At 62.7% G+C, this 21824-nt stretch carries 16 protein-coding genes and 2 pseudogenes; 11 read left to right on the top strand and 7 right to left on the bottom strand.

Translation table 11 applies throughout. From position 1 onward, the window contains the following. Position 1: 1 nt before the first annotated feature. A pseudogene (locus tag IHQ72_RS08390) lies at positions 2 to 253 on the top strand (WecB/TagA/CpsF family glycosyltransferase); the annotation flags it as partial. Next, a pseudogene (locus tag IHQ72_RS08395) lies at positions 250 to 1169 on the top strand (DUF6492 family protein). The pseudogenes IHQ72_RS08390 and IHQ72_RS08395, both read left to right, overlap by 4 nt. A 274-nt stretch (positions 1170 to 1443) precedes the next feature. On the opposite strand, the gene IHQ72_RS08400 reads toward IHQ72_RS08395, so the two are convergent. Beyond that, the gene (locus IHQ72_RS08400) at positions 1444 to 1902 is read right to left on the bottom strand and encodes an NUDIX hydrolase (protein ID WP_258123777.1); all 459 of its coding nucleotides are present in this window, start codon (positions 1900 to 1902) and stop codon (positions 1444 to 1446) included. 191 nt (positions 1903 to 2093) lie between these two features. On the opposite strand from IHQ72_RS08400, the gene IHQ72_RS08405 reads away from it, so the two are divergent. From IHQ72_RS08405 to IHQ72_RS08415, 3 genes are read left to right on the top strand one after another with little or no spacing between them, the layout of a single operon-like run. Beyond that, positions 2094 to 3119 carry an ABC transporter substrate-binding protein gene (locus tag IHQ72_RS08405; protein WP_258121992.1) on the top strand — a complete coding sequence of 342 codons (1026 nt, stop codon included), beginning with the start codon at positions 2094 to 2096 and terminating at the stop codon, positions 3117 to 3119. A 2-nt stretch (positions 3120 to 3121) separates the two neighbouring features. Next, positions 3122 to 5404 carry an ABC transporter permease gene (locus IHQ72_RS08410; protein ID WP_258121993.1) on the top strand — a complete coding sequence of 761 codons (2283 nt, stop codon included), beginning with the start codon at positions 3122 to 3124 and terminating at the stop codon, positions 5402 to 5404. Then, positions 5404 to 6480, top strand: a complete 1077-nt coding sequence (locus IHQ72_RS08415) for an ABC transporter ATP-binding protein (RefSeq protein ID WP_258121994.1) — start codon at positions 5404 to 5406, stop codon at positions 6478 to 6480. Before IHQ72_RS08410 ends, IHQ72_RS08415 begins: the two co-directional genes overlap by 1 nt. Here the strand turns inward: IHQ72_RS08415 and IHQ72_RS08420 are convergent. The 3 genes from IHQ72_RS08420 to IHQ72_RS08430 form a co-directional block, all read right to left on the bottom strand. Next, entirely contained in the window at positions 6470 to 7264 is a 795-nt protein-coding gene (locus IHQ72_RS08420) for an inositol monophosphatase family protein (protein WP_258121995.1), read from the bottom strand. The genes IHQ72_RS08415 and IHQ72_RS08420 overlap by 11 nt on opposite strands. Positions 7265 to 7433: 169 nt before the next feature. Then, positions 7434 to 8006, bottom strand: coding sequence for a histidine phosphatase family protein (locus IHQ72_RS08425; RefSeq protein ID WP_258121996.1), 573 nt, complete (start codon positions 8004 to 8006; stop codon positions 7434 to 7436). Between the two features lie 903 nt (positions 8007 to 8909). Further along, entirely contained in the window at positions 8910 to 9830 is a 921-nt protein-coding gene (locus IHQ72_RS08430; RefSeq protein WP_258121997.1) for a LysR family transcriptional regulator, read from the bottom strand. A 105-nt stretch (positions 9831 to 9935) separates the two neighbouring features. On the opposite strand from IHQ72_RS08430, the gene IHQ72_RS08435 reads away from it, so the two are divergent. The 6 genes from IHQ72_RS08435 to IHQ72_RS08460 all read left to right on the top strand — a co-directional run bounded on the left by IHQ72_RS08435 (position 9936) and on the right by IHQ72_RS08460 (position 17873). Then, positions 9936 to 11018, top strand: a complete 1083-nt coding sequence (locus tag IHQ72_RS08435; protein WP_258121998.1) for a 4-oxalomesaconate tautomerase — start codon at positions 9936 to 9938, stop codon at positions 11016 to 11018. Positions 11019 to 11063: 45 nt separating this feature from the next. Beyond that, positions 11064 to 12065, top strand: a complete 1002-nt coding sequence (locus IHQ72_RS08440) for an ABC transporter substrate-binding protein (protein ID WP_123146650.1) — start codon at positions 11064 to 11066, stop codon at positions 12063 to 12065. Positions 12066 to 12078: 13 nt separating this feature from the next. Then, the gene (locus tag IHQ72_RS08445; protein ID WP_095491415.1) at positions 12079 to 12909 is read left to right on the top strand and encodes an ABC transporter ATP-binding protein; all 831 of its coding nucleotides are present in this window, start codon (positions 12079 to 12081) and stop codon (positions 12907 to 12909) included. Continuing rightward, the gene (locus IHQ72_RS08450) at positions 12893 to 13669 is read left to right on the top strand and encodes an ABC transporter permease (RefSeq protein WP_258121999.1); all 777 of its coding nucleotides are present in this window, start codon (positions 12893 to 12895) and stop codon (positions 13667 to 13669) included. Before IHQ72_RS08445 ends, IHQ72_RS08450 begins: the two co-directional genes overlap by 17 nt. Before the next feature lie 196 nt (positions 13670 to 13865). After that, a complete protein-coding gene (locus IHQ72_RS08455) occupies positions 13866 to 15149 on the top strand; it encodes an ATP citrate lyase citrate-binding domain-containing protein (RefSeq protein WP_258122000.1) in 1284 nt (427 codons plus the stop codon). A 12-nt stretch (positions 15150 to 15161) separates the two neighbouring features. After that, complete coding sequence (locus tag IHQ72_RS08460; RefSeq protein ID WP_258122001.1) at positions 15162 to 17873, top strand: CoA-binding protein; 2712 nt, start codon at positions 15162 to 15164, stop codon at positions 17871 to 17873. Positions 17874 to 17978: 105 nt separating this feature from the next. On the opposite strand, the gene IHQ72_RS08465 is transcribed toward IHQ72_RS08460, so the two are convergent. The 3 genes from IHQ72_RS08465 to IHQ72_RS08475 all read right to left on the bottom strand — a co-directional run bounded on the left by IHQ72_RS08465 (position 17979) and on the right by IHQ72_RS08475 (position 21787). Further along, entirely contained in the window at positions 17979 to 19178 is a 1200-nt protein-coding gene (locus tag IHQ72_RS08465; protein WP_258122003.1) for a mandelate racemase/muconate lactonizing enzyme family protein, read from the bottom strand. A 17-nt stretch (positions 19179 to 19195) separates the two neighbouring features. Further along, entirely contained in the window at positions 19196 to 20557 is a 1362-nt protein-coding gene (locus tag IHQ72_RS08470) for a mandelate racemase/muconate lactonizing enzyme family protein (protein WP_258122004.1), read from the bottom strand. Between the two features lie 63 nt (positions 20558 to 20620). Further along, positions 20621 to 21787: a mandelate racemase/muconate lactonizing enzyme family protein gene (locus IHQ72_RS08475; protein WP_258122005.1), complete on the bottom strand. Its 1167-nt coding sequence runs from the start codon at positions 21785 to 21787 to the stop codon at positions 20621 to 20623. Positions 21788 to 21824 lie beyond the last annotated feature (37 nt).

The following is a 21824-nucleotide window of genomic DNA, read 5'->3' on the forward strand; positions in this document are numbered from 1 at the left end:
CATCGATGCGCGTCACTGCACGCTGCCGATCGCCTTCGGCGCGCTGCTCGATTTCCTGAGCTGCACGGTGCCGCGGGCACCGCTGTGGATGGGCCGGCTCAGGCTCGAATGGCTGTTTCGGCTGTGGATCGAACCGGGCCGCCTCTGGCGCCGCTATGTGGTCGGTAATCCCCTGTTCCTGTGGCGCGTCATTGGCCAGAAATTCTTGTGCAGGCCCGCTCCTGCCAGAGCAGGCCCCGGAGCAGACCGTTGAACAGCCGGTTCGTACCGAGCCCTGCCGCCGAGGCCGATGTCCTTCGCCAGAGACCGACGGCGGCGGTCGTGACCGCAAGCTATGCGCCGGATTTGGAGCGTTGCCGCCTGCTGTGCGAGACCCTCGACCGCTACGTTTCCGGCGTGGCGCACCACTATATTCTTGTCGAGCATCGCGACGTGGCGCTGTTTCGCCAGCTGGAGAACAGCCGCCGCACAGTCGTCGACGAGCGGGACCTGTTGCCGCGCTGGCTGCCTTCGACGATCCGCTCAGCCTGTTCCGCCGGCGCATCTGGCTCAGCCTGAAGACCATGCCGCTGTCCGGCTGGCATGTGCAGCAGCTTCGCCGCATCGCGATATCAGCGCACGCCGGGGAAGACGTGCTGGTCTTCTGCGATTCCGACGTGGCCTTCCTCAAACCTTTCGACTGCAGCGCCTTCTGGCGCGATGGCAAGGTGCGGCTGTTCCGCCGCGACGGCGTGCTGTCGGGTGAAGGCCGTGAGGAGCATCGCATCTGGTCGCGCAATGCCGGCTTGGCGCTCGGTATCGAACCATCAGAGGTTTCCACCCACGACTACATTTCGACGCTGATTGCCTGGCGCCGCGAAACCGTGACGGCCATGTGCGCCCGGATCGAGAAGATCCATGGCCGCAACTGGGTCGAAATCGTCGGTGCGACACGCAGATTCTCCGAATGCATGATCTACAACCGCTATGTCGACGACGTGCTCGACGGCGCCGGCCATTTCCACGGCTCGGGGGAGTTCTGCCGCGTCCACTGGACGGGCGAAGCGCTGTCGGACGACGAGTTCCGCCGCTTCGTCGCCGCCATGGCGCCGGAACAGGTGGCCATCGGCATGCAGTCCTTCATCGGCACGGACATCGGCCGCATCCGCCGTCTGATCGGGCTGGATTAGTCCTAGGGCAAAATCCGATCACTCTAAACGAGCGGGTTCGATCTGACCCGAAAACGACTCTCACAACTCCACTCACGGAACGGCCGTTGTGCGCCGCATCTCTGCCGTAGGGATCAGGTTTGCCTCTTCCTGAAAGCAGACATCGCCAGCGACCACACTGGAGGTTATGGTTGCGCCATCTGCCGACGTTAGCGTAAAACGCGGCAGGGTCCGCTCTGTGGGCGAGATGCGGCATCCGCCGGACTTTCGCCGATAGATGTAGCCGACGGGTGGTTCAGAGCACACGAGCCTGAGTCATCGATCTAACGAGACTGGCCAGTTGCGGTTCATCGATTAGGGCCGCTGCGTCGGCCGGCGAGAGCCAGGCGCGTTGCCGCTGGGAACGCTCATTCCAGTCAGGCTGCACATCGACGACCGATAGCAGATAAACCTTGACGGTCACCCGCACGAAGTGGTCGGAAAGGCGCTTCCAATAGGTGTAGACGCCTAGTGGCTCCTTCAACGCCTCGCCAACAACGCCGGCCTCTTCCGATGCTTCGGTGACTGCTGCCTTCCTTCCGCTCATGCCCTTCATCGGCCAGCCTTTCGGCACGATGAAGCGGTTGGTCGTGTTGGAGGTGATCAGCATCTCCTTTACGTTACCGTGGCCGTCAAGCCGGAACGGAACTGCCGCAACTTGCCTGATCGGTTTGCCCTTCTTCGCCACGCGGACGATCCGCTTTTCCTTGACCATCAAATCCTGGATCTCATTGACGACGCGGCTGACTCTAACATCGACGGTCGTTGCGGGAGGATATATGGACAGCCCTGTTCCAGCCGCCACCGACTCGATTTGCAAATCGGCACAAAAGCTCCCAATCTGGTTGCCGCCGCAGCAGAGCCTTATACTTATTAGTCGGCGAAACAATGGGAGGAAATGCGCACATGAAAAAGACCTATGTCCGTCTGGCGGCAACGGCTGCAATGCTCGTCTCTGCCGCCACCTCGGCTTACGCCGACAGTCTCACCCTCTATTGCGCCGCCGACGAGGCCTGGTGCCAGCAGATCAAGACTACCTTCGAGGAAAAGACCGGCATCACTGTCGACATGACCCGCAAGAGCTCCGGCGAGACATACGCCCAGTTGCGCGCCGAGGCCGGAAACCCGAAGGGCGACGTCTGGTGGGGCGGCACCGGCGATCCTCACCTCCAGGCCGCCGAGGAAGGACTGACTGAGGAATATACGTCCCCGATGCGCGGCGAACTGCACGACTGGGCGATCAAGCAGGCGGAAGCCGCCAACAACAAGACGATCGGCGTTTACTCCGGTGCGCTCGGCTTCGGCTACAACAAGGATTTGTTGGCTAAGAGCAACCTGCCGGAGCCGAAATGCTGGGCCGATCTGACCAAGCCGGAATACAAGGGCCATATCCAGATGGCCAACCCGAACTCATCGGGCACCGCCTATACGATGCTCGCCACGATGGTTCAGCTGATGGGCGAGGACAAGGGTTTTGAGTACCTGAAGGCGCTCCACGCCAACATCAACCAGTACACCAAGTCCGGCTCCGCTCCGATTAAGGCCGCGGGTCTCGGCGAAACGACCATCGGCATCGTCTTCATGCATGACGCGGTGACGCAGACCGCAGCCGGCTTCCCGATCGTCACGGTGGCGCCTTGCGAAGGTACCGGCTATGAGATCGGCTCGATGTCGCTGATCAAGGGCGCCCGCAACCCGGAAGCAGCAAAGCAGTTCTACGACTGGGCGCTGACCGCCGAGATGCAGTCGAAGGCGAAGGACGTGAAGTCGTTCCAGTTGCCTTCGAATAAGAACGCCACCGCATCCGAACTGTCGCCCGACCTGTCGACCATCAAGCTCATCGACTACGACTTCAAGAAGTATGGATCGAGCGCCGAGCGCAAGCGCCTGCTGCAGAAGTGGGATACCGAGGTCTCGACCCTGCCGCAGTAATCATGCGCGTCCGCACTGCCACGAGCGCGCTTCACCCGACCGTCGTCCTGTGGACGGCGGTCGGCTTGGTCGGCTATACGCTGCTGCCTTGGTACGGGTTGGACGGCAACTTGTTCGCCTTGTCCTGGCTGTTGGACGGCTATCCGCTTAACTATGACGTCGCGCCGGCGCTTTTCCTTGTGCTGCAAGGCGAGAAACTCTGGCTCGCACCCCTCGGCCCGCTGCTTCTCGCACCGCTCCTGCTATGGGGGCGCCGGAAGTCCGATCCTTTCTTTGGGAATTTGCTAATCGTCGTCGGCGCGACCGGCGTCGCCTACTTCCTGCTTCAAGGTTTCGGTATTGGTCTGCGTGGTTTCCAGTGGCGATGGCTGACCTCGCTCTTTAGCGAGCTTGACGACCGCCAGTTCGGCATGGGCTGGGGAGCACTGCTGGTAGGCGGCGCGTTCCTGTTCCTGTTCACCCTCGGGCTTGCGGCGCGCGGCGCGGTCGCCGGCGACGAATTTGTCGTCGGCTCGATCGGCTTCGTCGTCGCCGTGGTCACCATCTTCATCTTCATGCCGATCGGTCAGATGCTGGGGAGCGCGCTGCTCACACAAGAGGGCGACTATTCGCTTCCGATCTTTCTCGCGAAACTCTCCAGCGACCGGCTCTGGAGTCTTGGCTGCCTCTTCGGCGGCCCGCGCTGCGGCGTCGCCTGGAATTCGCTCTTTCTCGCCATCCTCGTCGGCGTGATGACCACTGCACTCGGCTTGGTCTTTGCCCTGGTGGTGACGCGTACCGGCTTTCGCTACGGCGCGCTGTTGCGCGCGCTGACCGTGCTGCCGATCATCACACCACCCTTCGTCATCGGCCTCGCCATCATTCTTCTGTTCGGCCTCTCGGGCGCCATCAACCTGGGTTTCGCCGAGCTAATCGGCGTCCAACCGACGCGTTGGATCTATGGACTGCCTGGCCTGCTCATCGCCCAGGTGCTCGCCTTCACGCCGATCGCTTTTCTGGTGATGATCGGAGTGGTCGAGGGGGTCAGCCCGTCCATGGAGGAGGCCGCCCAGACCCTACGCGCCAATCGCTGGCAGACCTTCATCACCGTCTCTCTGCCTTTGATGCGGCCGGGTCTGGCCAACGCCTTTCTGCTCGGCTTTATCGAGAGCATGGCTGACTTCGGCAATCCGCTGGTGCTCGGCGGCAATTTCGACGTGCTGTCCACTGAGATCTTCTTCGCTATCGTCGGCGCACAATACGACCAGGCGCAGGCGGCGGTGCTCGCCCTCGTACTCCTGTTCTTTACGCTAGGGGCTTTCTACGCCCAGCGATTCTGGCTCGGCAAAAAGTCGTACACGACCGTCTCCGGCAAAGGCGACGCCGGCGTCCACCCGCATCTGCCGGCAACATTCCGCAACCTCGTCTTTGCGGTGGCCGCCGTCTGGACGCTTTTTACCTTGCTGATTTACGTGACGATCTTCTACGGCAGCTTCGTCAAGCTGTGGGGCGTCGATTTCTCTCTGACCTTTGAACACTACGTGAAGGCGTTCTCCATCGGGTGGAACGAGTTTGGCATCCATTGGCGCGGCTCGGCCTGGAGTTCGTTCTGGACCACCATGGAAATAGCGTTGATTTCAGCGCCGCTGACCGCGGCCATCGGACTCTTGACCGCCTATTTGCTGGTCCGCCAGAATTTTGCCGGCAAGGACACCTTCGAATTCGCAACGATGCTGTCCTTCGCCATTCCCGGCACTGTGATCGGCGTGTCCTATGTGATCGCGTTCAACGTGCCGCCGATCGAACTCACCGGCACCGGCATTATCCTGGTGCTCTCCTTTATCTTCCGCAACATGCCGGTCGGGGTCCGCGCCGGTGTCGCGTCGATGTCGCAGATCGACCGCAGCCTTGACGAGTCCTCCCTGACTCTCGGGGCTAACTCCTGGCAAACCTTCCGCAAGGTGGTGCTGCCGCTGCTGCGGCCGGCCATCCTCGCCGCGCTGGTTTATTCCTTCGTTCGCGCCATGACCGCCATCAGCGCCATTATCTTTCTAGTCAGCGCCCAGTACGACATGTCGACCAGCTACATCGTCGGCCGCGTCGAGAATAACGAATACGGCATCGCCATCGCTTATTCCGCCGTCCTGATCGGCGTCATGCTGGCGGTGATCGGCCTGATGCAGCTTGCGGTTGGCAGCCGCATGATCGGCCGGCGCGGTCTCGACGGCGATCTGGCGCAGTCGCGCACCAATGTCAGCCCGGCGGTCGTGGCGCGTCCACAGCGGGCGATCTCGGGAGGCGGATGATGGCCGAAATTCGCAGCAATGCCGCCTCAGTCGAATTCAGGAACGTCACCAAGATCTACGGCAGGAGCAAGGCGCCCGCCGTCAACGACATCTCGCTGTTCATCGAGGCCGGGAAGCTGGTCACTCTGCTTGGACCGTCGGGCTGCGGCAAGACGACCACCTTGCGCATGATCGCCGGACTGGAAATGGTAACGAGCGGCCAGATCCTGATCGGGGGCGCCGACGTCACCCGGTTGCCGGCTACTGATCGTGATGTCTCCATGGTGTTTCAATCCTACGCGCTTTTCCCGCACATGACCGTGACTCAGAACGTCGAATACGGCCTGGGTTTTTCCGGCTTCGGTAGGAAGGAGACGGCCGAGAGGGCCAGAGCCGGGCTTGAACTGGTCGGCCTCTCTAATTTCGGCGACCGTCTGCCGAGCCAGCTTTCGGGCGGACAGCAACAGCGTGTCGCGGTGGCGCGGGCGCTGGTTCTGGAGCCGCAGGTGCTGCTCTTCGACGAGCCTTTGTCGAACCTGGATGCCAAGCTCCGCCGGCGCGTGCGCGAGGAAATCCGCGAGATTCAGCAGAAACTCGGCCTGACGGTCGTCTATGTCACCCACGACCAGGAGGAAGCGCTCGCCGTCTCCGATCGCATCATTGTCATGAACAATGCGGTGATTGCTCAAGACGGCACGCCACGCGACCTCTACGAGCAGCCCGCAAATGCTTTCGTGGCCGACTTCATCGGCGAAGCCAACATGTTCCAATGCGAGGTCGTGTCGGTCGAGGGCGACAGCGCCACCGTGCATCTGGGATCCGCCGTCCTGAAGCTGCCGGCTCGCGGCCGCAAACCGGGGCCGGCCAAGCTGGCGGCGCGGCCGAGCCGCCTCGAGATTGGCGAACCGAATGCTCCCGGCACCTTGCCCGGCACGCTTGAAAAAGTGACCTATGTCGGCAGCCACCTCGAATTCGTAGTCGCCACCGAATTCGGCGAAGTCTTCGTGATCTCGCCGGATGTCGATACCGCGTTTCGAGCGGGGCAGCCGGTGAGCATCGGCTTTCCCGAACGCGGACCCGTGCTGATCACAGACTGAACGCCTCTTTGCAAAGCGCGTGGACCTTGTCGAACACGCCCTTACCGCCCGCGATGACCAGCGTTCCTTCCTCCAGGACCGTTTTGGGGTCGGCCGGAACGACCAATCCGCCGGCCTCTTCGACCAGAAGCATGCCGGCGAGGCAGTCCCAAGCGTTCATATGCTCCTCGACATAGGCGAGCAGCCTGCCCGAGGCGACGTAGGCAAGCATAAGCGCACCGGATGCATTGCGGAAAAACACGCCGCCCTCCTGAAGCAGGAGATCGATCAGTTTGGCGACGGCACGAGCTTCACGACGATTGGAGAAGCCGGTTCCGACCGAGCCTTGCGTCAGGCTCGTCGTCGGGCTTGTCTTGATGGGCCGGTCGTTGAGAAAAGCTCCGCCGCCGCGTCGTCCATAAAAAGTCTCGCCGGTAGACGGTTCATGGATGACGCCCACCACCGTCACACCCTCCTTGACGCAGGCGATGACGACGGTCCAGGCTGGGATGCCGCGCAGGAAGTTGGCAGTGCCGTCGATCGGATCTATCACCCAAGTGTAACCCGATCCGCCCGCGAGTGCGGCGTGTTCCTCTCCGATAACGCCGTCTTCAGGATATTGCGCCGCAAGCTCCTGCCGGATGAACGTCTCGACATTCCGGTCGGCCTCGGAGACCAGGTCCTGATGACCCTTGCTCTCGATTGTGAGTGTCTCCAGTTGCCGGAAATATTGCAGGCCGAGCTCGCCGCCGCGCCGCGCCAACGCAGTCGCAAACAGCATCCGATCGTTATAGTCACCGGCCATGGCACTCGCTCTGTGTTTGATCCACCTCTTGGTCAAAGCAGGTGCGATCGCCTTACGCTTATCAGGATCATGTCATTCACGCAGTTAATTCTGTCATTGTTTCTGCTTCCATTCGTTTCGTTAGCTGTCTGTTTGTAATCAAGGCCATTTTTGCAGGGAAAGGTTGAGATTACCGGTCGGCGATCGGCTGCCACTCGTGGATGATCTTGTAATCCGGCAACTCGAAAGTGAAGAAATGTCCTTGGAACGGTTGATCGTGACTGCGCGAAATCGGCGCATCCAATAGCTTGCAGAGCAGGAGCGTGCCGACTCCGCCGTGCGCGATGAACGCAATGTCGCCATCGTGATGGGTCCCTAGAATGCGAAACACGGCCCGCACTACCCGTTCTTGGGCATCGACCGCACGCTCCCATCCGCGGGCACTCTCATGTGGATTGGCGAAGAAGGAATCAGCAACTCGTTCGAAGTCGGCGGGTGGAAGGAAGCCTGTTGCGGAGCGGTCATTCTCGCCAAGCTGCTCATCCACCTGGACGGACAAACCCAATCCTGCGGCAAGCAGGCCAGCCGCTTCAATTGCCTTGGCCTCAGAGCTCGACCAGATGGACGTCAGGCCGGACAGCACCGCGCTCCCCGCGAAAGCCCTCATCCGGGTGACGCCACGGTCCGAAAGCCGCCAGGCTGGGACTGGCAGGGCGGGATCGACGGAAACTTCTGGGTGAGTGATAAAGAAGGCCGTCGGCATACGTTGTGCTCCGATAAAATCCTTCCGACGCCTAACAGAGCTGATCAAGCGCAGGAAGTATCAACACACACACCAACCACGTCATTGCACGGGCACTTTTCACAGCCTCAATGGATATCAGAAACAGGAACGTCTGTATCGCGCTGCCATGAGCGGACCTCCGGCCGTCAAAACCGCTACATTGTCTCCAAACTCCTTGCAGTTCATTCCGCGCACACCGGTTTGATGTCGATGGTTCCGCTGTCGATAGCACCGCCGATGCGACCGTAGCGCCATCCCAACCACCGCGATTGCGAGGAAGGCAATAAACGCGATTCACCGCGAAGCCGTGGAACCAATGCCAAGGTGGATCGGCAGGGGATACGTGTCCTGTTCGCCGGGCTCGAGCCGGGCGACCGCACACCCTACCACTCGCATCGCTTTCCGGTCACGGTCTACGTTCTGGAAGGTGCGTTCACACTTGAGCTGGACGAAGGCGAGCCCGTCAGCATCGGTCAGCGAGGTTTTCGTAGAGGCATCCGACGCGCGGAAACCGCCGAAATCTCGAAGTGGCAACCGCGACGATCTTGGTGCTTTCATGTCAGCGACTGGACAACCCGATGCCGATCCGGCCGAATGATGCTGGCGGGGAGTTGGGTACCCCCCGCAACGCCCGGGATGGGGTCGGGCCTTGCCCTTCAATTTGTCGGGAGGAAGGTCCGGGTCGGCCCATAACACGACATATCGAGACCGGCTTGTCGCGGAGAAGGCCGTTGCTGCAATCAGGCTGTCAGCAGCATTAGGCTCGCGTTCCAGTCTCGGCCATTGGCGGCAGTCAGCTGATTGCGTTTGCCCCTAGACCGGCCTCGCCGGTTTCCGCAGGCGAATTGTCGATCCGCAGGCTGCATCCGTCAAATGCTGTTTTCAGGTTGCCTTTCGAGGTGTTGAAGCTTCACCCCAGGTTTCAATCAGCATCCGCATGAACCTCTCGGCGGGCGGCGAGAGCGATGCGCCGCGTCGACGCACGACCCCGATCGTGCGCGAGATTTCGGGATCGCGGATGGGCCTTGTGACCAGGAACGGATGGTCGCCCTGCGGGGTCGCCATGCGCGGCAGGACCGATATCCCGAGACCGGCTTCGACCAGACCGAGTGACGTCGAGAGATGCGTCACTTCATAGGACCAGCGCAGCGCGAGGTTCGACTTCGTCAGCGCGGCATCCAAGAGGATCCGGTTCGCGCTCGACCGATGGACGGTGATGAGATGGTAGGGGACGAGATCCTGCCAGGTCAGGACATCCCTTGATGCCAGCGGATGCTCCTTTCGTGCGGCGAGAACGAAGGGGTCCTCGATCAGACGCTCGAAGGTCAGGTCGGGATCGGACGAACCCATGATGTTGACCCCGAATTCGACCTCCCCGCGCGCGACCGCCTGAAGCCCGTCGGTCGCCGGAAGGTCGAGAATCCGGAAGCGGATGTTGGGGTATTGCGCATCGAACTGCCGGATCACTGAGGGCAGGAAGTAATAAGCCGCCGTCGGCAAGCAGGCGATGGTGACAAGACCGCCTCGCCGCTCCCCCAGCTCGCGGAAGGCGAAGAGCGAACCGTCAAACTCCTCCAGCATCCGGCGCACCAGCGGGACCAGCTCCCCGCCGACGGCGGTGGGCGCCACATGGCGCGTCGTCCGCTCCAAGAGGGGGGCGCCGATGGAGCCTTCGAGTTTCTGAATGCGACGACTCAGCGCCGGCTGCGAGAGATTGAGCGACTCCGCTGCCCGGTGGAAGCTCGCGAGCTCCACGACGAGCAGAAAGGCGCGGAGGTCCAGGATTTCACAGTTGATGTTCATAACGCATCAAAATCTCCGATTTTAGCATTTCTCATATTAATCGGATTCGCGTAACAAACAAGACAATTGAACCGCCGAGCGCATGAAAAGGGAGGATGTCGCACGATGAACGATCTGATCCGCATTCCGTGCGCTCTTATGCGCGGCGGCACGTCCAAGGGGCCCTTCTTCCTCGCCTCCGATCTACCGTCCGATCCAGCCTTTCGTGACCAGATTCTGCTCTCGGTCATGGGGTCAGGGCATCCGCTGCAGATCGACGGCATTGGCGGCGGCAATCCGGTCACAAGCAAGGTGGCCATCGTCGGGCCCGCAAGCATCAAGGGCGCGGACGTCGATTATCTTTTCGCGCAGGTGCGCGTTGACCAGCAGATCGTCGACATCTCGCCCAACTGCGGCAATATGCTTGCGGCCGTCGGCCCCTTCGCCATCGAAGCGGGGCTTGTGCCGGTGCAGGGTCCTACGACGCTCATTCGGATTCACAACGTCAACACCGGAAAGCTGATCGAGGCAGAAGTCCCGACGCCCAACGGTAGCGTCTCCTATCTCGGCGACGCGGCGATCGACGGCGTTCCAGGCAGCGCGGCGCCGATTGCGCTTACCTTCATGGATGCCGCAGGCGCCCGCACGGGCCAGCTGTTTCCCACAGGCAAACCGAACGAGGTCATAGACGGCGTCAGCGTCACTTGCATCGACTGCGCCATGCCAATGATACTCCTCGAGGCTGAGGCCATCGGCGTCAGCGGATTCGAGACCGCCGCCGAACTCAACGGAAACAAGGCGCTGTTGGAACGGCTCGAGAGCGTGCGCATCGCCGCCGGTGAGCGAATGGGTATGGGTGATGTCAGCAACCAGGTGACACCGAAGCCGGTGCTGATTTCCCGGCCAAGGGCAGACGGCGACATCAGTGTGCGCTATTTCATGCCGCACCAGTGCCATCCTTCGCTTGCCACGACAGGTGCTGTTGGGATTGCGACGGCCTGCATCACCGAAAATACAGTGGCATCCCGCTTGATCGGCACTCGCAAACCACCGGTGGTCCTGTCGATCGAGCATCCGAGCGGCCATCTCGATGTCAAGCTTCAGGACAGGAACGGCAAGATCGTCGCGGGCATCCTGCGCACCGCCCGCCGCTTGTTCGAAGGACATGTTTTCGCAAAACCTGTCACGCAGTTCGTCTGCGCGGCATAATGACCGTGGCCGCCGGGAGGGCGCCACATAACTTGGAGGAAAATCATGCGTAAGCTCATGCTCGCCCTTGCGGCAACCGTTGCCTTTGCGGGCTCCGCCCTGGCGGAACCCGTGCGCATCAGCGTCGGTTCCTACAACCTCAACAACCTGCCTTTCCCGGTCGCAGCCGGCCTCGGCCTTTACGAGAAGGAGGGTCTGGAGGTTACCGTAGAGAACTTCGCGTCGGGCGGCTCGAAGACACTTCAGGCGCTCGTGGCTGGCTCGACGGATATCGCCGTTGGCTTCTACGATCACACGATCCAGATGCAGTCGCAGAACAAGGCGGTCGTCGCATTCATCCAACTCGCCCGCAATTCGGGCCTCGTTCTGGCCGGCGGCAAGGATAGCACCTTCGACCCGTCTAAGCCGGAAACGATCAAAGGCGCGAAAGTCGGCATCACATCGCCTGGTTCCTCGTCCGACTTCTTTGTCCGCTACTATCTGCAGCGGAACGGCCTGTCGGCCGACGACGTGTCGCTGATCGGCGTCGGCTCCGGCTCTGCTGCTGTCGCAGCCCTCGAACAGGGCAAGGTCGACCTGCTCGTCAACTACGACCCGGCGGCCACCTTCATCGAAGCAAAGGGCGTGGGCAAGATCCTGATAGACGCACGTAGCGACGAAGGTGCCAAGGAAATCTACGGTGGCATCTATCCGACATCGGTTCTCTACGCCACCCAGGACTACATCGACGCCAATCCGGAAACGGTCCAGAAGGTCACCAACGCAACGGTAAAGGCGCTCGAATGGATGGACAGCCATTCGGCCGAAGAAATCGTCGAAAAACTGCCAAAGGAATTCATCTCCGGCGACCGCGAGACCTACATCAGGGCCGTCGAAAACGCCAAGGCGATCTTCTCGACGGATGGCCTCATCAGCGAGGAGAACGTCAAAACCCCACTCGCGGTTCTGAAAAGCTTCAACGAAAAGGTCGCGGCGGCTGAAATCGACCTTTCCAAGACCTACACGAACGACTTCGTTGGCAAGGCGCCGCGCAACGTCGCCAACTGACAAGGAGGAAGTCATGGCACTGGCCGTAGTGAAGTCGGCAACAACGATGATGAGCCCGGACAAACCAAGGCCGATGGTGTCGATCGATTCGGTCACCATGTCCTTTGGCACCTTCATCGCCGTCCAGAATGTCAACCTGACTGTTGCGGATGGCGAGTTTCTGGCCATCGTCGGTCCGACGGGGTGCGGCAAGAGTACCATTCTCAACGCCATCGCCGGACTTCTGAAGCCGGCGAGCGGCACTGTCTCGATCGACGGAGCGCCGGTGCATGGCGTCCAGAACAACATCGGCTACCTTTTCCAGCAGGATGCGCTCCTTCCATGGAAGACGGCGCTCGAAAATGTCGAGCTCGGGCCGATGTTCAAGGGAACAGGCGCGAACGAAAGGCGCGAACAGTCCATGAAATGGCTCGCCAAGGTGGGCTTGAAGGGCTTTGAGCAACGCTACCCGCACCAGCTTTCGGGCGGCCAGCGCAAGCGTGTTCAGATGGCGCAGGCGCTGATTACCGGCCCGAAGGTGATCCTGATGGACGAGCCCTTCTCGGCGCTCGACATCCACACCCGCCACCTGATGCAGAACGAGCTGCTCGCGCTCTGGCAGGAGGAGCGCCGCGCGGTGGTGATGATCACGCACGATCTCGAGGAAGCCATAGCGCTCGGCGACCGCGTGGTCGTCCTCGCTGCGGGGCCTTGCAGCCACGTGATCGACAGCTTCCCCGTCGATCTCGCCCGGCCGCGCGACGTCTCGGAAATCAAACTCGATCCGCGCTTCATGGATCTTTACCGCAATATCTGGTCGTCCCTGCGCGGCGAAGTGGAGAAAAGCTATGAACGCCATGACTGAACGTATGATCCAGCTGGGACTGCTGGTCGTCATTGTCGGCGGGTGGCAGCTCGGCGTGGAAGCCGGAGTGATCGATGTCTTCTTCTTCCCTGCCCCCTTCGACATCATGAAGCAGATCGTGGCCTGGATCATCGACCCAGGCTTCTACAGGCACGTGTCGATCACGCTCACCGAGACGGTGCTCGGATACGTGATTGGTACCGCCCTCGGCGTGGCGGCCGGCGTCTGGCTAGGGCTTAGCCGTGGGGCCTATCGCATCCTCGACCCGTTCATAAAGGCGCTGAACGCCATCCCCCGCGTGGTGCTCGCTCCTATCTTTGTGCTCTGGCTCGGCCTCGGGCTGTGGTCGAAGGTGGCGCTATCGGTGACGCTGGTGTTCTTTATCACCTTCTTCAACGCCATGCAGGGCGTGCGGGAAGTCAACCCGGTGGTGCTGGCGAACGCGCGGATCCTCGGCGCCAAGCGCTCAAGCCTGCTGACCCACGTCTACTTCCCGGCCGCGGCCAGCTGGATCCTATCGTCGCTGCGCACCTCGGTCGGCTTCGCGGTAGTCGGCGCGATCATCGGCGAATACCTTGGCGCCTCCGCCGGCCTTGGCTATCTGATTGCCCAGGCGGAAGGCAACTTCGATGCGGTCGGCGTCTTCGCCGGCATTATGATCCTCGCGATGTTCGTGCTGATCATCGACCGCATCCTCGACATCATCGAGGCCCGTCTGATCAAGTGGAGCCCGCATTCGACCGAGAGCCGGGCCACCTGACGGGTGCCGAAGGCCGGTCGGCAATGATGCCGGCCGGCGACCAAGGTGACGACGGAACTGAGGCTAGCCGGGCGCTTGTTGCCGCGAGCGTCTGAGCCTAACCTGGTCGCTCCATCGACCTGGGCAAATTCGTAAATTGAGTGCCCATCAGATCAAGCGACCGAACCACGCGCCTCGGTCATTGGGGAGAACGGCTATGCACCTCAACGGCATGCTTTATGGGTCGAGGCTGCTCGGCCACGTCGACTTCCCCGCGTCCGAGGTGCACGGGCCCGACGCTGGCGAAGACGCGATCCAGGACCTGATCGCCCGCCACGGCCTGATCTTCGTCAAGCCGGTCTTCCGCGGCGGCGTCGGCAAGAAGGGCAAGGCGGGACTAATCGGCAAGGCGCGCGACCTCAAGACCGCGCTCGCCGAAAAGGAGCGGCTCTACTTCGCCGAGCACCGCCACGGCAACGCCTTCGCCAAGGCGAACGGCGTGACCTTCGAGGCCGGCATTCCCGCCGAGCACGAGGTCTATTTCGCCATCACCGACGACACGCATTTCCGCGCGCCGACCATGACGCTGACCCACCGCGGCGGCGTGGAAATCGAGGATCTCGATAAATCCGATATCGCCACTGTGCCCTTCGAGGCGCTCACGGGACTCAAGGCCTTCGTGGTGGCGAACGCGCTGACGGACATTGGCGCGCCGCGGGAGATCATCTCGCCGCTGGTGCAGCACCTGCCGAAGCTCTGGGAGCTGATGCACCACTACGGCATGACGACGCTTGAGTTGAACCCGATCCGCATGCGTCCCGGGCGCGACGGGCGGTTGACGCCGGTGGCCTGCGACTTCAAGTGCGGGTTCGACCGCGACGATCCGCGCGTGGGTCGGCTCGGGCTGCCAGACCAGCTGTTCGCGGCAGACATCTCTGCCTTCGAGCAGGAGGTGAACCAACTCCGCACCCACCAGGGCCAGTCGGACGTCTTCGTGATCAACAAGAGCGGCACCATCCTTGCCCCGACCTTCGGCGGCGGCGCCAACAGCCTCGTCACCGAGGTGCTGGGCGAGGCGGCGATCATCTCGTCGGACTTCGGCGGCAACCCGCCCTACGAGAAGATGAAGGCGGTGGCCTCGATCTGCTACCGGCACTTCCTCGCCCAGACCAACGTGCTCTTCATCATCGGCGGCAAGTCGAACAACACCGACATCCTCGAGACCTTCCGCGGCATGGGCGACGCGCTGCGCGAATATTTCGCCGCGCACGGGCCGACGCCGCTCTACGTCGTCGTAGGACGCGGCGGTCCGAACCTGGTGCGCGGTATGGGCAACCTCGCCGAGACGCTGGAGTCCCTCGGCCTGCCCTACCGCTTCTTCGGCTTCGACAGCGCGATCTCCGAGGTTGTGAACTACGCCAAGCGCGTCGACACGTGGATGCGCGCCGGCGGCCGCGACGAGATCGCCGCTACCCTGGGGCTCAAGGCCGCGGCGGCCTGAGGGAGGACGGACATGTATCACAAGGGCATTGAAGGCTTTCCCTATTTCCTCGGCCTCCGGTCACTGGCCGATATCGCGACCCGCGACGACCGGGTCTGCGTACTCAACATCCTCGGCGGCGAGTCGCGCACGGTCACACCGACCAGCCACGCCTTTTCCGGCGGCAACGTGGTCTTCGGCACCTCGCCCGGCCGCGGCGGGCAGGTGCTGAAGACGCCCGTGGGCGATATCCCGGTCTACAACAACGTGCGCGAGGGGCTCGACGCCGGCCACGCCTTCGATACCGGCGTCGTCTACCTGCCGCCGTCGGGCGTGCGCGACGGCGTGGCCGAGCTCGTGCGGGTGAACCCGGGCTTGCGCAAGATCGTCATCATCACCGAGAAGATCTCCGTGCACGACGCCCGCGAGATTCGGGCGATGGCTCAGGCGAACGGCATCGACATCATCGGCGGCAACTGCCTCGGCGTCGCCGATTCGTGGAACCGCGTGCGCATCGGCGGCGCGCTCGGCGGCGACAAGCCAGAGGAGTCGCTGCTCAAAGGTTCGGTCGCGATCTTCTCGAACTCCGGCGGCTTCACCACGACGATCGCCCAGTATCTCGCCACTGCGGGCTGGGGCACGACGACGCTCGTCTCCTCCGGCAAGGACGTTTACATCCACTACGCCGCGCCCGACTTCGCCCACGCCTTCGGCAACGACGACCGTTCCAAGGCGGCGGTGCTCTATGCCGAACCCGGCGGCTACTACGAGCAGGGCATCGACTGGACGAAGCCCGTCGTCGCCTGCGTCGTCGGCCGCTGGAAGTCGAAGCTGACCCGTGCCGTCGGGCATGCCGGCGCTATGGCCGGCTCGGGCGACAGCGCCGAGGACAAGGAGCGCTGGTTCATGGAGGTCTTCGGCGTGCCTAGCCTCTTCACGCCCGAGAACCCGGTCGTGTCCGCGAAGGGCGCCGTCGTCACCAACATCGCCGACATCCCCGCCGCCCTCACCGCGGTGATGGCGCTCAACGGCGCCGCGCCCGACTTCGCGCCGCGTGGGGACCTCGCGCTGAAGCCCTGGGTCGCCAACGACCAGGGCCTGCGGCTGCCGCCCGAACTCGCCATGCCGGCCGTCACCGCGCCCGAGCCCTACGCCGGCCAGATCGCCGCGCTCGGCGCCCAGGTCGGGGCGGTGGTCGCGCGGCAGAACATGAAGGACAAGTCCGGCGCGTCGGTCATGGACCCGAAAACCCAGGTGACGAGCGTGCACGGCCATTCAGTGCTCGATCTCGCGCTTGAGCCGCTGGAGGCGACCTTCGCCCTGCCGCTCGTGCACGAGATCGCCACCGAGAACGACCGGGCGATGCTCGACGTCGCGGTCGCAGCCGAGGTCAACCTCGTCGGCGACCCGATCCTCGTCGCCGCCGACGCGGCGCGGGAGGCCGGCAATGCTCCGAATGCGGTGATGGCAACCGCCGCCGCCATCGTCGGGCCGAAACGCGTGGAGCGGGCGCTCGGCTGCACCCGGGCACTGATCGGGCTCTTCGCCCATTCGGGCCTCAGGGACGGGCGCGACGAGGAATTCGACGCCTCCGGGATTGTCTGTGACGATGCCACCCGGGCGCTGTTCCTGGCCACCGAGGCCGAGGCCGCCGACCCGCGTCCAGAGGCGATGCTCGCGGCGATCGCAGCCCGCGGCGGCAGGTCGGCGTTCCTGAAGTTCCTTGGAGGCCTGGGCGGCCGGTTGTCGCGGGACGCAATTCTCGCGGCCATCGCCACGACGATCGCCTGGGGGCCGCTGATGCGCAAGCGCATCTCGCGCCTTACCGCCGAGACACTGCCCTGGTACCTGCGGCTCTATGGCGTCATGGTCGGCGCGACAATCCCCGGCGAGCACCACCGGTCGGGCTCGCTATGGGGCATCCCACGCGACGAGCGCTTTGGGCAATGGACGATGGCCGACCTCTGCTTCCTCGCCATGACTGGAAAGAAGCCCACCCCCGAGGAGGCGCTGCCGCTGCAGATGCTCGTCGGGCTCCTGATTTCGAACGGCCCTGGGTCGATCTCGGCTCAGGGTGCCAAGGGCGCGGTCTCGGCGGACGGGCCACAGACGCCCGCGCGCGTGCAGATCAACAAAGCGATGGTCGGCTTCCTTACCCATACCGGCTACAGCCACGGCGGCAACGGCTTCGAGGGCATGGCCTTCCTGCTCGAGCAATTCAAGGACGCCGGGCTGACCGACCCCTCCGATCCAGCCCACGGCCTCGACCTGAAGGCGATGGCGACGGCGTTCGCGCGCACGTACCGCCGCGAGAAGGCCCAGGCCAAGGAGCTCGGCACTGAGGTCCGCGCGCTCCCCGGCGTCCATCACCCGGTCTTCAAAGGCAAGCCCGTCAACCACGATCCGCGCGAGCGCTTCATCGCGGAATTCATGGCGCGGCAAGGAAAGTACAACGTCTTCCACGCCTTCTACCGCGAGCTCGTCCAGGCACTCCACGATCAGGGGGCCTCGCCTTACGTTTTCTGCGTCAACGTTGACGCGGTAATTGCGGCGCTGCTGCTGGCGCTGCTGTGGAAGGACTTCAAGTCCGGCACCCTGACCGAGCGCGACCTGGAGACCGCTGCCTTCACCGTCTTCCTATACGGTCGCATGATCGGCGCGGCCGCCGAGATCGACGACCACCTGAACCGCGGCCGCAACATGGACACCCGCACCCCCCCGCCCGCCTGCGGCTTCGTGGTCTGATGGCGACCCCGCCCGCCACCAGCCCGCGGTCCGCACCATCGCGATGCCGCCGCCAATTTTGCGTGAAGCGGTCCGCGTGGTGCAGGGTGGGGCAAGAAGGATGGTTCAGTCAAAGAAGCCCGCATCCTCTTCCCTGAGATACTTCCTGGCTGCTTCGGTGTCGATATCGAGGCCCAGCCCCGGCGCTTCCAGCAGGTCCACCATGCTGTCCTTCACGATCTGCGACGGCAGGCCGATTACGAGGTCCTCCCACCAGGGGTCGGAGGCGCTCGGGTATTCGAAGGCGATGTAGTTGGCGGGCAAGGAGGCGCAGACATTGATCAACGCGCCGAGGCCGAGCAGGCCGTTCGCCGTGCCGTGCGGCGCCATCAGGATCGAGTGCATATGGGCGTGCTCGGCTACCCATTTCAGCTCGGCGATGCCACCGACGTCGGCCGGGTCCGGACCGATGATACGGACCGCCTGCGTTTCGATCAGCTCCTTGAAATTATGGCGCAGGTAGATCTGCTCGCCGGTATGGATTGGCGTCGAGGTGGAGGTGGTCAGCTCCCGATAAGCCTGCGGATTGACCCACGGCACATAGTCGCCAGTCAGCATGTCCTCGAGCCACATCAAATTGTACTTCTCGACCGCGCGGGCAAACTTGATCGCATCGGGCAGCATCCAGCCGGGGCCGCAGTCGAGCGCCAGGCTGACCTTGTCGCCCAGCACTTCCTTCATCGCGATCACGCAGTCGAGCATGTGATTGAAACCGCGCTCGCTGATCACGCCTTGATCCATGGCGCCGTGATAGCCGGCCTTTTTCTGCGTCACGCCGTAATGGAAGCCCTCGATGGTGTCCTTCATGTTGGAGTGGAACGAGATTCCTTGCTTGATCATGAAGAAGTTCTGCGGCTGCTCCATCATCCATTTGACGTCAGCGGCGTAATCCTCCGGCCGGTCGCCAGTGCGTTTCTGGCGGATCGAGCCGTTATAGACGCGCACCTTGTCGCGCACCTTGCCGCCGAGCAGTTTGTAGGCCGGCACGCCTGCGGCCTTGCCGGCAATGTCCCACAGCGCATGCTCGATAGCGCTTACCGCCGCGCCATAGGGCTTGAAAGAGCCGCGTTGGCGGATCTTCAGCATCACGCGCTCGACGTCGGTCGGGTCCTCGCCGATCAGCGCCTCGCGAAAATGCAGGACCCAAGGCTTGAGGTAGCGCTTGGTGTACTCGACCTCGCCCAGGCCATAGAGGCCCTCGTCGGTGACGACGCGAACGATGGGGTGCTTGCCAATGACGGCACAGCGGAGATCGGTGATCTTCATCTTCGGTTCTTTTCGCCTCAGCTCCAGGTGCGATCCCAGGAATACTCGTTGTCCCAGTGATCCGTGGGCTGCCAGATGCCGGTGACACCCGGCTGCAGATGCTGAGAGATCACCTCGTCGACGACGTCGTCAATCCCCAGGCCCGGCTTGTCGGGAACAGTGATAAAGCCGTCCTTCACGAGCGGCTTGGGGACGCCGGTGACGATATCGTCCCACCAGTCGACATCGGCAGAGTGGTATTCGAGCGCCATGAAGTTTTCGGTCGCGGTCGCGACATGTGCCGCGGCCATTGCGGCGATTGGACTTTCGGCCATATGGATCGCCATAGCGACGCCGTGGTCCTGCGCCATGTCGCCGATCTTCTTGGTCTCGAGGATGCCCCCGCTGGTGAGCAGGTCTGGGTGGATAACGGAAAGGCCGCCGCTCTTGAGCAGAGGCTCGAAGCCCTCCTTGAGGTAGATGTCCTCGCCGGTGCAGATCGGCACCGTGGTGGCGTCCTGCAGTTGTCGGTACTGCTCGGTGTACTGCCATGGGATCACATCCTCGAGCCAGGCTGGCACATATCTTTCAATCCGCCTGGCGAGGCGAATACCGTTCTGCAGCGAGATGTGGCCGATGTGGTCGATGGCGAGCGGAATATCCATGCCGATAACGTCGCGAACCTCGGCAATGTACTGCTCAAGCAAGTCGAGGCCCTTGTCGGAAAAGTGGAGACCGGTAAACGGGTGGGGGACGTTATGCAAATCGTAGGCGGCGTTGCGGGCGCGTCGCTCTTCAAGAGTCTTGATCGGGCCGCGGCCGGGCTGGACGCGGTACCCCTCAAGTGAGCCGGCAGGAGACACGACCGCACCGGGTACATCGGCGATCTGCATCAGCCCCAGATCCATCTTGAGGAAGGTGAAGCCGAGCGCCATGCGCTGCTTGAGGCGCTTGCCGGTCTCGGTGCCGCTCGGCACGGTAGCGTCGGTATCGCAATAGAGGCGCACCTTCTCGCGAAACCGGCCGCCGAGCATCTGGTAGATCGGCACGCCATAGGCCTTGCCGGCGAGATCCCACAACGCGATTTCGACCGCCGAGACGCCACCGCCTTGCCGGCCGTGTCCGCCGAACTGCTTGATCCGGCGAAACAGGCGATCGATGTCGCAAGGGTTCTCGCCAAGCAACCGGCTCTTCAGCATCAGCGCGTAGGTGGCGCTGGCGCCGTCGCGCACCTCGCCAAGCCCGACGATGCCCTGGTTGGTATAAATCTTGAGCAGCGCTGAGGTGAACGGCGCGCCGACGATTTCGGCCACCCGCATGTCGGTGATGCGAAGCTGAGATGGCTTAGAGTTCGCGTTCACCCGATTGAGCGCCTCGTCGGCGCCACCCGTCTTTGGCATGACTTATCCTCGTTCTGGTCGGCGGGGCTTGTCGCCCGCACGCTGTGCCGGCATAGAGCGTTGCTAGCCCAGCTCAATCTCATGGGCCTGCAGGTAGTCGCGGTTCATCTCAATACCGAGACCAGGCCTCGACGTCAGCTTGAGGCTGCCGTTCGAATTGTCGAGTGGTCTGTCGATGAGGTGATCGTATTTGCCCAGGTTCCACTCCGACGTTTCGAGCTTGTAGAAGTTAGGAACGGTCATCATCACCTGGGCTCCCGCAACCAGGTTGATCGGCCCCGCGGCGTCATGCGGCGAGACCGGGATGTAATAGGCTTCGCATAGGGCAGAAATCTTCTTGAGTTCGGTAATGCCGCCGGTCCAGGTGACGTCAGGCATGATGTAGTCAGCGAGCCTGTTCTCGAGTACCGGCACGAAATCCCACTTCGTGTGGCCGCGCTCGCCCCACGAGATAGCGGCACTGACCTTCTCACGCACCTGCTTGAGGGCGTTAAGGCTCTCGGGCGGGCACGGCTCCTCAAACCAGTCGATCTGGCCGGCTTCCTCGAGGCTCCGACAGAGGCGAATGGCGGTGGGGACGTCGAAGCGGCCATGCGCATCGATGAGAATGTCTACATCAGGCCCCGCCGTTTCGCGGATCAGAGCCGTGAGTTCGGCGGCTTCGCGCTCGTCCTTGCGGGTCATGCTGCCATCGAGGTAGCCGTCTCGCTGTTCGCGGGGCAGGCCATCGGCGCTGCGGCCCTGGTGGGGGTAAGGATCGAACTTGAGCGCGGTGTGTCCAGACTCGACGATGTCCAAAATTTCGCGGACCACAGCCTCCTTGCTGGTGAATTTGGCCTGGTTGGGATGGGTGTAGAGTGCGATTTCATCGCGTACTGGCCCGCCCAGCAGCTCGTAAATCGGCCTACCGAGGACTTTGCCCCGGATATCCCAGAGGGCTATATCGATGGCGCTCACGCATTCGACGGCCGCGCCGCGGCTGCCCATGTAGGTGAAGCTGCGGAAAATCTTGTGCCAGAGATGCTCGATGCGCGCTGGATCCTCGCCTGTCACGGCGACACCGATCTGCCGCAGGATCGTGCAGAGAGCGCGGTTGGCGAGCTTTGTAGTAGTGGTGATCTCTCCCCAGCCACTCACCCCCTCGTCGGTCGTCACTTCGACGAACAGGAACTCTCCCCAATAAGAAGCATCGGACTTGATCAGCCACGGCCGAATGCTCGTGATTTTCATCTCAATTCCTTTATCTGAAATGGTCAGGCTAACGATG

Source organism: Mesorhizobium onobrychidis, from assembly GCF_024707545.1.
In the GTDB taxonomy this organism is placed as follows: domain Bacteria; phylum Pseudomonadota; class Alphaproteobacteria; order Rhizobiales; family Rhizobiaceae; genus Mesorhizobium; species Mesorhizobium onobrychidis.

Excerpts from the sequence above, each read along its gene's own strand:
- IHQ72_RS08470 (WP_258122004.1), bottom strand. The coding sequence starts at position 20,557 with ATGCCAAAGACGGGTGGCGCCGACGAGGCGCTCAATCGGGTGAACGCG.
- IHQ72_RS08410 (WP_258121993.1), top strand. The coding sequence starts at position 3,122 with ATGCGCGTCCGCACTGCCACGAGCGCGCTTCACCCGACCGTCGTCCTG.
- IHQ72_RS08415 (WP_258121994.1), top strand. The coding sequence starts at position 5,404 with ATGGCCGAAATTCGCAGCAATGCCGCCTCAGTCGAATTCAGGAACGTC.
- IHQ72_RS08450 (WP_258121999.1), top strand. The coding sequence starts at position 12,893 with ATGAACGCCATGACTGAACGTATGATCCAGCTGGGACTGCTGGTCGTC.
- IHQ72_RS08400 (WP_258123777.1), bottom strand. The coding sequence starts at position 1,902 with ATGGTCAAGGAAAAGCGGATCGTCCGCGTGGCGAAGAAGGGCAAACCG.
- IHQ72_RS08475 (WP_258122005.1), bottom strand. The coding sequence starts at position 21,787 with ATGAAAATCACGAGCATTCGGCCGTGGCTGATCAAGTCCGATGCTTCT.
- IHQ72_RS08425 (WP_258121996.1), bottom strand. The coding sequence starts at position 8,006 with ATGCCGACGGCCTTCTTTATCACTCACCCAGAAGTTTCCGTCGATCCC.
- IHQ72_RS08420 (WP_258121995.1), bottom strand. The coding sequence starts at position 7,264 with ATGGCCGGTGACTATAACGATCGGATGCTGTTTGCGACTGCGTTGGCG.
- IHQ72_RS08435 (WP_258121998.1), top strand. The coding sequence starts at position 9,936 with ATGAACGATCTGATCCGCATTCCGTGCGCTCTTATGCGCGGCGGCACG.
- IHQ72_RS08455 (WP_258122000.1), top strand. The coding sequence starts at position 13,866 with ATGCACCTCAACGGCATGCTTTATGGGTCGAGGCTGCTCGGCCACGTC.
- IHQ72_RS08465 (WP_258122003.1), bottom strand. The coding sequence starts at position 19,178 with ATGAAGATCACCGATCTCCGCTGTGCCGTCATTGGCAAGCACCCCATC.
- IHQ72_RS08440 (WP_123146650.1), top strand. The coding sequence starts at position 11,064 with ATGCGTAAGCTCATGCTCGCCCTTGCGGCAACCGTTGCCTTTGCGGGC.
- IHQ72_RS08405 (WP_258121992.1), top strand. The coding sequence starts at position 2,094 with ATGAAAAAGACCTATGTCCGTCTGGCGGCAACGGCTGCAATGCTCGTC.
- IHQ72_RS08460 (WP_258122001.1), top strand. The coding sequence starts at position 15,162 with ATGTATCACAAGGGCATTGAAGGCTTTCCCTATTTCCTCGGCCTCCGG.
- IHQ72_RS08445 (WP_095491415.1), top strand. The coding sequence starts at position 12,079 with ATGGCACTGGCCGTAGTGAAGTCGGCAACAACGATGATGAGCCCGGAC.
- IHQ72_RS08430 (WP_258121997.1), bottom strand. The coding sequence starts at position 9,830 with ATGAACATCAACTGTGAAATCCTGGACCTCCGCGCCTTTCTGCTCGTC.